Source organism: Microbacterium sp. 69-10 (assembly GCF_001897945.1).
Lineage (GTDB): Bacteria > Actinomycetota > Actinomycetes > Actinomycetales > Microbacteriaceae > Microbacterium.
Window position 1 is genome coordinate 44,585 of sequence record NZ_MKRT01000024.1, and the last position, 7,909, is coordinate 52,493.

General features: G+C 67.1%; 7 protein-coding genes and 1 pseudogene. 5 read left to right on the forward strand and 3 right to left on the reverse strand.

From position 1 onward, the window contains the following. The 3 genes and pseudogenes from BGN97_RS11155 to BGN97_RS11165 all read right to left on the reverse strand — a co-directional run. A pseudogene (locus BGN97_RS11155) lies at positions 1–262 on the reverse strand (sugar ABC transporter permease); the annotation flags it as partial. Next, a complete protein-coding gene (locus tag BGN97_RS11160; RefSeq protein ID WP_292701325.1) occupies positions 244–1,557 on the reverse strand; it encodes a sugar ABC transporter substrate-binding protein in 1,314 nt (437 codons plus the stop codon). The pseudogene BGN97_RS11155 and the gene BGN97_RS11160, both read right to left, overlap by 19 nt. Before the next feature lie 29 nt (positions 1,558–1,586). Next, the gene (locus BGN97_RS11165; RefSeq protein WP_292701327.1) at positions 1,587–2,534 is read right to left on the reverse strand and encodes a nucleoside hydrolase; all 948 of its coding nucleotides are present in this window, start codon (positions 2,532–2,534) and stop codon (positions 1,587–1,589) included. A 277-nt stretch (positions 2,535–2,811) separates the two neighbouring features. Between BGN97_RS11165 and BGN97_RS11170 the strand changes: the two genes are divergently transcribed. The 5 genes from BGN97_RS11170 to BGN97_RS11190 are packed head-to-tail and all read left to right on the forward strand — an operon-like array spanning position 2,812 to position 7,882. Then, positions 2,812–3,849, forward strand: coding sequence for an NAD(P)-dependent alcohol dehydrogenase (locus tag BGN97_RS11170; protein WP_292701329.1), 1,038 nt, complete (start codon positions 2,812–2,814; stop codon positions 3,847–3,849). Beyond that, positions 3,846–4,793, forward strand: coding sequence for a sugar ABC transporter permease (locus tag BGN97_RS11175; RefSeq protein ID WP_292701331.1), 948 nt, complete (start codon positions 3,846–3,848; stop codon positions 4,791–4,793). The genes BGN97_RS11170 and BGN97_RS11175 overlap by 4 nt, the downstream gene beginning before the upstream one ends. Further along, entirely contained in the window at positions 4,793–5,719 is a 927-nt protein-coding gene (locus BGN97_RS11180; RefSeq protein ID WP_292701333.1) for a carbohydrate ABC transporter permease, read from the forward strand. Before BGN97_RS11175 ends, BGN97_RS11180 begins: the two co-directional genes overlap by 1 nt. 34 nt (positions 5,720–5,753) lie before the next feature. Further along, entirely contained in the window at positions 5,754–7,142 is a 1,389-nt protein-coding gene (locus tag BGN97_RS11185; RefSeq protein ID WP_292701335.1) for an ABC transporter substrate-binding protein, read from the forward strand. Further along, positions 7,142–7,882 carry a glycerophosphodiester phosphodiesterase family protein gene (locus BGN97_RS11190; protein WP_292701338.1) on the forward strand — a complete coding sequence of 247 codons (741 nt, stop codon included), beginning with the start codon at positions 7,142–7,144 and terminating at the stop codon, positions 7,880–7,882. The genes BGN97_RS11185 and BGN97_RS11190 overlap by 1 nt, the downstream gene beginning before the upstream one ends. Positions 7,883–7,909 lie beyond the last annotated feature (27 nt).

Genomic DNA, 7,909 nt, shown 5'->3' on the forward strand with positions numbered 1-7,909 from the left:
ACGCCGGGCTGGTGAACAGGGCGACGTAGTTCTCGAAGCCGCTGAACGCCGGGTCCTTCAGCCCACCGGGGAATCCCTTGTGCAGCGACGTCCAGAAGGCGCCCAGCGCCGGTGCGATGCGCATGGACACGATCGCCAGTCCGGCGGGGAGGAGGAACACCACCGCCCAGAAGAGCTCCTTCTTCCGTCCCATCCGGTGGCGGCGGGGGACCGCTTCGGGCCCCCTGCCGCCCCGGATGTCGGTCAGCGGTACTTGGACCATGCCGTGTCGAGCTCCTTCGAAGCGGAATCCAGTGCGGTCTGCGGATCAGCGCCGTTCGCGATGTCCGAGTAGGCCCGTCCGATGATCTCCTCGAACTCGACGTACCCGACCGTCTGCACGCGGGGGACTGCGGTGTTCTGCGTCTCGTAGTCGATGATGGCGGCGGCGTCCTTGCCCGAGGGGGACGAGAAGATGTCGCGCTCGAAGTACAGCTTCTTGCCCTCGGCGCTCACCGGCAGCTCGGGGGCGGGCAGGTTCACGGCGTAGCCGCCTCCGCCGTCGATCGACATCCACTTCATGAAGATCGCGGCAGCCTCTTTCTCGTCGGAGAACGGGCTCATCGCGAGCGACCACGAGCCGGTCGGCGTGACATCCTCGCCGCCGTCGAATGCGGGATGCGCGGCCACGCCCCACTCCATGGTGCCCTCGGAGAGCGCCGGTACGAGCCAGTTGCCCTGCACGAAGTACGCGACGTTGCCCGCCAGGAACTCGTTGCTCGTCTGCTCGCCGTTGAGGCCTTGTGGTGAGAGGCCGTCGGCGAAGATGCTTCCGTACCAGGTCATCGCCTGCTTCCAGCCCTTGTCGGCGATCTCAGGGGTGAGGTTGCCCTCGCCGCCTGCTCCGACGGACCCACCCAGTGAGACGGCCAGCGGCTCGAGCTGGTAGTAGCGGTTGGGCTGGCCGAAGAGGATGCCGTACTTCGCGCCCGCGTCGACAGCCTTCCTGGCGTCCGCCGCGAGCTCCTCCCACGTCATCCGCTTCTTCGGGTCCGCGTCCGGGAACGGAAGCCCGGCCTTCTCGAGGAGCGTCTTGTTGTAGTACAGCAGCTGCGTCGAGTTGGCGATGGGCACCGCCCAGAGCTCGCCATCGAAGGAACTGGACTCGACGGTCGTCTTGTCCAGCGGTGCGACCGCCTCGGCGAACGGCGCGGTCAGCGGCTCGGTGAATCCGCGCGAGGAGAGCGCAGGGATGCGCGGCTGGTCCGCCCAGTAGACGTCGGGGTTGCCGTCCTTGTTGCCAATGCGCGCGTCGAGGATGGTGTTGAGCTGGTCGAAGGGGACGCCCTCGTAGTCGACCTTGATGCTCGGATGCGCCTTCTCGAACGCGGCGATGACATCGAGGATGCCAGAGTCCTCGGCCTGGTGGCCCAGCACCTGGATCGTGGCCTTCGGGTCCTTGTCGGGGATCTTCCAGTCCGAACCCCCGCTCTGCGAGGACGAGCTGCTCGAGCAGCCTGTCACGAGCGCCGTGACGGCTGCGGCTGCGGCAAGGCTGACTATAGTGCGTCGTTGCATGATGAGTGCCTTTCGTTCGGTGGGGTCGATCAGAGGGTTCTGATCCGGTCGATGAATCGGGTCATGAAGGCGTCGACGTCGACGTCGACGGCGATCCGTGCGTTGGCGGCCAGGGCATCGGCTCCGAGCAGCAGGTCCGCGACGGCGATCCCGCGCCCGACCTCATCCGTCGCGACGATGTCGACTCGAGCGTCGCTCCAGGTGACCAGCTCCGGAGCGGCGACCACCGCGACAGCCAAGGGGTCGTGCATCGCGCAGGAATCACGCACCTCGACGTCGTGGGGTCGCCGCGCCGCGGTGGCGTCGATCCAGGCGACGGTGGCTTCGCCGGCGAAGCCGCCGAAGGGCCTCCCGCCCGCAGCCATCGCCGCGGCGTGCTCGCGGGTGAGGCGGACCTGCTCCGTGACGTCGAGTCCGACGAGCCGAAGGGGCGCACCGGACCGCAGGACGGCCCGGGCGGCGACGGCGTCCACCCAGAAGTTGAACTCACCCGGCAGGCTGAGCCGGTTCGTGTGCATGCGGAAGGCGCCGCCCATGACGACGATCTCCTTCACGTGGGTGGCCACTCGCGGATCGAGGTTCAGCGCCGCGGCGATGTTCGTCAGCGGGCCGATTGCGATGACGGTGATCTCGTGCGGGGACTCGACGACCCGTCGGGCGATCTCCGCCGCGGCGTAACCCGGGGTCGCTTCGTGGTGACCGTAGCGAGTCCGGGTCTCCTGTGAGGCGTCGCGGATCCGATCCGGCTCGGCCAGAGGGGCCGCCGCGCCGCGGACGACCGGAACATCGCGGCCGAGCCGTTGCAGCAGTTCGCAGGACAGGTAGGTGGCTGATTCGACGTCGATGTTCCCGTTGACCGTCGTCACCAGCTCGAGCGTGAGCTCGGGTTCGGCGAGGAGGAGCGCGATCGCGAATCCGTCGTCGATCTCGGAGCCGGGGACCCCCATGGACATGTCGGTGTCGAGAATGACGCGCATTCGAACTCCCTCGTTCAATTCGTGTTGATTCCTCGAGTGTGACACGTGTTGACAGATGTCGCAAGCATCTCCGACCCGCCGGCTCGGGTCCGGGGTCCGCCGCGCCGCCGATCCGGTGAACGTCGGGTGAATCCGGGGCGAAGACTGCGTGCCGAAAAGGCTCCCATGAGATGAAGATTCGCTCGTATGAGCGGTTGGTCTTCGGGGTGTGCGACCTGCGGATAGCGTGACATCCGATGACGGGGTCGACGCTCCGCCACAGCACGGAAGGACGCTCATGACCAATCACGCCGCGGTGATGCCCGCTCTCGGAACGATCGAGATCCGTGAGGTGCCCGAACCTCGCCCAGCCCCGCGCGAGGCCGTCGTCCGCATCGAGGCCGTCGGTGTGTGCGGTTCCGACACGGCCTACTACCGGGTCGGCTACATCGGCGACTGGAAGGTCGACGGCTCGCTGATCCTCGGTCACGAGGCATCCGGAACCGTGGTCGCGGTCGGCTCCGACGTCACCGGCGTCACGGTCGGAGACCGCGTGGCCATCGAGCCCGGAACCCCCTGTCGCGATTGCGACGACTGCCTCGCCGGGCGCTACCACCTCTGCCCGGACTTCGTCTTCCTCGCGACACCGCCGTACGACGGGGCGCTCGTCCAGCACCTCGCGATCGACGAGCGCAACCTCTTCGTCGTCCCCGACTCGATGTCACTCGAGGCGGCGGCCCTGTGCGAGCCCCTCTCCGTCGGACTGTGGGCATGCCGCCGCGCCGGTCTGCTCCCCGGCGACCGTGTGCGCGTCACCGGAGCCGGGCCGGTCGGCATTCTCGCCGCGCAGGTCGCCCGCGCCGAAGGAGCGTCCGACGTGGTCGTCTCCGACATCTCCGAGGAGCGCCTCGCCGTCGCCGCCGGTCTCGGCTTCCGCACCGAGAAGGCAGGGGAGGTTCCCGCAGGACCGGGACATGAGGATGCCGATGTGCTCCTGGAGTGCTCAGGCGCACCCACCGCGCTCGCCGATGGACTGTGGCGGCTCCGCAACGGCGGGCGAGCAGCCATGGTCGGCCTTCCGAAGCAGGATGTCTCCCTCGCGCTGTCGCGCCTGAACGTCAAGGAGATCTCGATCTCCTTGGTGAATCGCTACGCGCACACCTGGCCGACCGCCATCGCTCTGATCACCAGCGGACGCGTCGATGTCGAGTCGATCATCACCCACCGGTTCGATCTGACCGATACCGAATCCGCGCTGACGCTCGCCGCCGATGAGCCCAACTCGCTGAAGGCGATCGTGTACCCGAACGGCATCCCCGCGGCGGCAGCTCGATGACCCTCGCCGCCTCGAAAGCACCCGACCGGGTCGCGACCTCCGCCGTGACCCGCAGCTCGCCCGCGATGCGCGCGCGCCGCCGGCGCGGGCACGCATTGTTCGCGCTGTTCGCGTTCCCCAATCTGCTGCTGATCGCGGTCTTCGCCTACTGGCCGATCATCCAGAACATGTACCTGAGCCTGACGAGCTGGGACTTCATCTCGCCCGAGCCGTTCTTCGTCGGCTGGGCGAACTACAGCGCGCTGCTGAGTTCGGAGTCCTTCCTGGCCGTCCTGCGCACCACGGTCGTGTGGGTGGTGGTCGTCGTTGGGATCAGCCTTGTTCTGGGTGTCCTCCTGGCGGCACTGTTCTCCATGAAGCTGCGCGGCACGACCGCGGTGACCGGAATGGTCTTCGCCCCCCACGTCATCTCCGGAGCGGCGATCGGTGCCGTATGGCTGTTCATCTTCGACCCGAACTACGGTCTGGCCCGCATCGTCTTCAATGCCTTCGGTCTGGACTCGCCGTCCTGGACGACGGATGCGCACTGGGCACTGATCGCCCTGCTCATCGTCTCGATCTGGAAGGGCGTCGGCTTCGTCGCGATCGTGTATCTGGCCGCCATGCAAGGCCTTCCGTCCGAGGTCCTCGAGGCAGCGCGGCTGGACGGTGCGACCGGATTCGAGGTGTTCACGCGCATCATCCTGCCGCTGCTCTCGCCGACCACGTTCTTCCTCGTCATCACCCAGACGATCGCCGCCTTCCAGGCCTTCGACCTGATCGCCGTGATGACCGGGGGAGGCCCGGCCTCCTCCACCACGACGCTGAGCTGGTTCATCTACGACCAGGCGTTCCAGCGCTCCAACGTGGGCTACTCCGCCGCGGCCGGAACCATCATGTTCGTCGTCCTGATGATCATCACCGCGCTGCAGTTCAGGTTCGTCGAGAAAAAGGTGCACTACTGATGGCCGCGATGACGAACGTGCTCCCCGCCGAGGCCACGCAGGCGCCCGGTGAGGAAGCTGCTGGATCGCCCCGGCGCGCGGCGAGGCGTCAGCGACGAGGCGGGCTCTCGCGCCGGTGGTGGGGCTACCTGCTGCTGATCGCCGCAGGACTCGCCTTCATCCTTCCCCTGTACGTGCTCGTCACGACCGCGTTCAAGTCGAATGCGGACATCTACACCTGGCCGATGAAGTGGCTGCCGAGCGAGCTCACCTGGGACAACCTGGTGCAGGCCTGGGAGCTCGCGCCGTTCGGGGCGTTCATCACGAACTCGGTGGTGGTGACCGCCGTGGGCGCCACGGTCAAGGTCCTGCTGGCGGTGTTCACCGCCTATGCGTTCGCATTCCTGCCGTTCCCGAGGAAGAACCTCCTCTTCCTCGTCATGCTGGGCGCGCTCATGGTGCCCGGGCACGTGACCCTGCTGGTGAACTACATCACGATCGGCAACATGGGGCTGATCAACACGTACGCGGGTCTCATCCTGCCGGGGGTGGCATCGGCCTTCGGCACCTTCCTGCTGCGTCAGCACTTCCTGTCGCTGCCGTCCGAGGTGTTCGAAGCGGCCGAGGTGGATGGGGCGGGGCATCTGCGCAAGCTCTTCTCGTTCGCACTGCCGATGTCGATCCCCGCGATCGCGACGGTAGGCCTCATCGCCGTCATCGACGAGTGGAACAGCTTCGTGTGGCCGTTGATCATCACGAACTCGGTCAACATGCGCACTCTGCCCATCGGCCTCATGTACCTCAAGGCCAACGACGGACTCACGTCGTGGGGCGTGCTCATGTCGGGCACCCTCATCGTCGTACTGCCCATGCTGCTCGTGTTCCTCTTCGCGCAGCGCTTCATCGTCACCGGTCTCACCGGTGCGGCCGCCGGCAACGGCCGCTGATCCCCATCCCCCGAATCCCTCGACAAGGAGAACCATGCATCTTCTGGACCGCCCCCAGTCAGCCGCGCGCGGACTCGGATCGCTCAACATCACCCGCCGTCAAGCACTGGCGGCGGGCATGCTCGCCGCCGCCGCCCCGCTGCTCGCCGGATGCTTCGGCTCCGGCGGCGGTTCGGGAACGGTCTACGGGCAGCCCAGCGGTGATGTGCCCGCGCGGTTCAAGAAGCGCCAGCGCGTCGTGCTGTGGAGCAATTGGACCGCCCACAACGCCGAGATCCTGCAGAAGAACATCGACGCGTTCCATGATTCCCAGGACGAGATCTTCTGCGAGGTCCAGATCTTCGAGGGCTACGACAACGTCGAGGCCAAGCTCGCCGCGAGCCTTCAGGCCAAGCAGGTGCCGGACATCTCAGTGATGAGCGACATCGTGTGGAACCGCTTCTATCTGAACGACGCACTCGAGCCGCTCAACGGCTACTTCGACGACTCCTTCGGCAAGGACGCGTTCCATGAGCGCTTCCTCGCCGAGGGAACCGTGAAGGACGACGTATGGTGGGTTCCGTTCGGCCGCTCCACGCCACTGTTCTACTTCAACCGCGAGATGTTCGCCGAGGTCGGGCTTCCGAACCGCGCTCCGAAGACGTTCACGGAGTACCGCGAGTGGGGCAGGGAGCTGGCCGGCTACACCCGCAACGGCACCAAGGTGGCCATGCGCGGGTACCGCGGCAACGACGACTGGTACTTCCAGGGCTCGTCCTGGGCATTCGGCGGTGCGTACTCCGACGGCCTGGACATGAGGTTCACCAGCGAGGGCACCGTCGCGGCGCTGGAGTACGACCGCGCCTTCATTCATGACGACAAGTCCGGCTACCTCGCTGCTGATCCGACGGCCGACTTCATCGCCGGCGCATCCGCGACGATGACGGAGTCGACCGGTGCCCTCACCGGGATCGCCGATGCGGCGCAGTTCGACTTCGGCGTGGGCTTCCTGCCCAAAGAGGTCGAGACGGGCGTCCCCACGGGCGGTGGCGGGCTGTCGATCCTGCGGTACGCCAGCGAGGAGCGCAAGCGTGCGGCCTGGGAGGTGCTGAAGTTCCTCTCCAGCGGCGACGCCGCGGTCGAGTGGACTCTCGGCACGGGCTACATGCCCACGACGAGGGCTGCCTTGGAATCCGACAAGGTCAAGGCGAAGGCCACCGAGAACCCCAACTACCAGGTCGCCATCGACCAGCTCGACATCGCGAAGGGACCGGATGTCGTGCGTCGCTTTGTCCCCGAGGCCGTGCCCGCCATGAAGGACGCCATCCAGGCGGTCTACTCGGGCGGGTCCGATGCCGAGCGGGCGCTGAAGACGGTGCAGACGACGCTGGAGCCGGCGATCGAGAAGGTGCGTGCCAAGTACGAGGCGAAGGTCGCCAGCTGATGGCGCTTCTCATCGTGGGCCATCGCGGAGCCATGGCGCACCGTCCCGAGAACAGCCTCGCCTCCTATGCGCTCGCCGAAGAGGTCGGGGTCGACGAGATCGAGCTGGACGTGCGGGTCAGCGCCGACGGACAGCTGTTCCTCCTGCACGACGACACGCTCGACCGCACCGCGGGTGATGAGTCCGCGCGCGGGCTCGGGCCGGTCGCGGAACTGACTCTGGCGCAACTGCAGGCGGCCGTGCTGAACTCGGGTCGCGGTGTGGTGACGCTCGCGGAGATGTACGACGCGACGAGCACCTTCATCCAGCTTGAGATCAAGGACCCCGCGACCCTGCCGCTGCTGACCCGCTTCTTCGAGGAGCGACCGGCGGATGCGGCGAGGACCGCCCTCTCAGGATTCGACGCCGATGCCATCCGGCGAGCGGGGGAGCTGATGCCGCACATCGGCCGACAGATCATCGTCAGCGACTTGTCGAAGGCCGAGGAGTTCGAGGGCGGACTGCGGGGCCTGCTCGAGCACACGGGTGCGACTCGATTCGCCTGCGGCTTCCCCGGACTGACCCGGGAGCTCGTCGACCGACTGCGCGACCAGGACATCGAGGTGCATGTCTGGCCGATGCGCTCCATCGATGACATGCGCAAGGCGCTCGCGCTGGGGGCACACGGGACCACGGCGGACGACCCGGCACAGGCCTTCGCATGGCGTGACGAGGCCCTCGCGGAGGCGATGAACGGCTGAACGCTGAATCGAGACGTGGCCCCGCCT

Excerpts from the sequence above, each read along its gene's own strand:
- BGN97_RS11160 (WP_292701325.1), bottom strand. The coding sequence starts at position 1,557 with ATGCAACGACGCACTATAGTCAGCCTTGCCGCAGCCGCAGCCGTCACG.
- BGN97_RS11165 (WP_292701327.1), bottom strand. The coding sequence starts at position 2,534 with ATGCGCGTCATTCTCGACACCGACATGTCCATGGGGGTCCCCGGCTCC.
- BGN97_RS11170 (WP_292701329.1), top strand. The coding sequence starts at position 2,812 with ATGACCAATCACGCCGCGGTGATGCCCGCTCTCGGAACGATCGAGATC.
- BGN97_RS11175 (WP_292701331.1), top strand. The coding sequence starts at position 3,846 with ATGACCCTCGCCGCCTCGAAAGCACCCGACCGGGTCGCGACCTCCGCC.
- BGN97_RS11180 (WP_292701333.1), top strand. The coding sequence starts at position 4,793 with ATGGCCGCGATGACGAACGTGCTCCCCGCCGAGGCCACGCAGGCGCCC.
- BGN97_RS11185 (WP_292701335.1), top strand. The coding sequence starts at position 5,754 with ATGCATCTTCTGGACCGCCCCCAGTCAGCCGCGCGCGGACTCGGATCG.
- BGN97_RS11190 (WP_292701338.1), top strand. The coding sequence starts at position 7,142 with ATGGCGCTTCTCATCGTGGGCCATCGCGGAGCCATGGCGCACCGTCCC.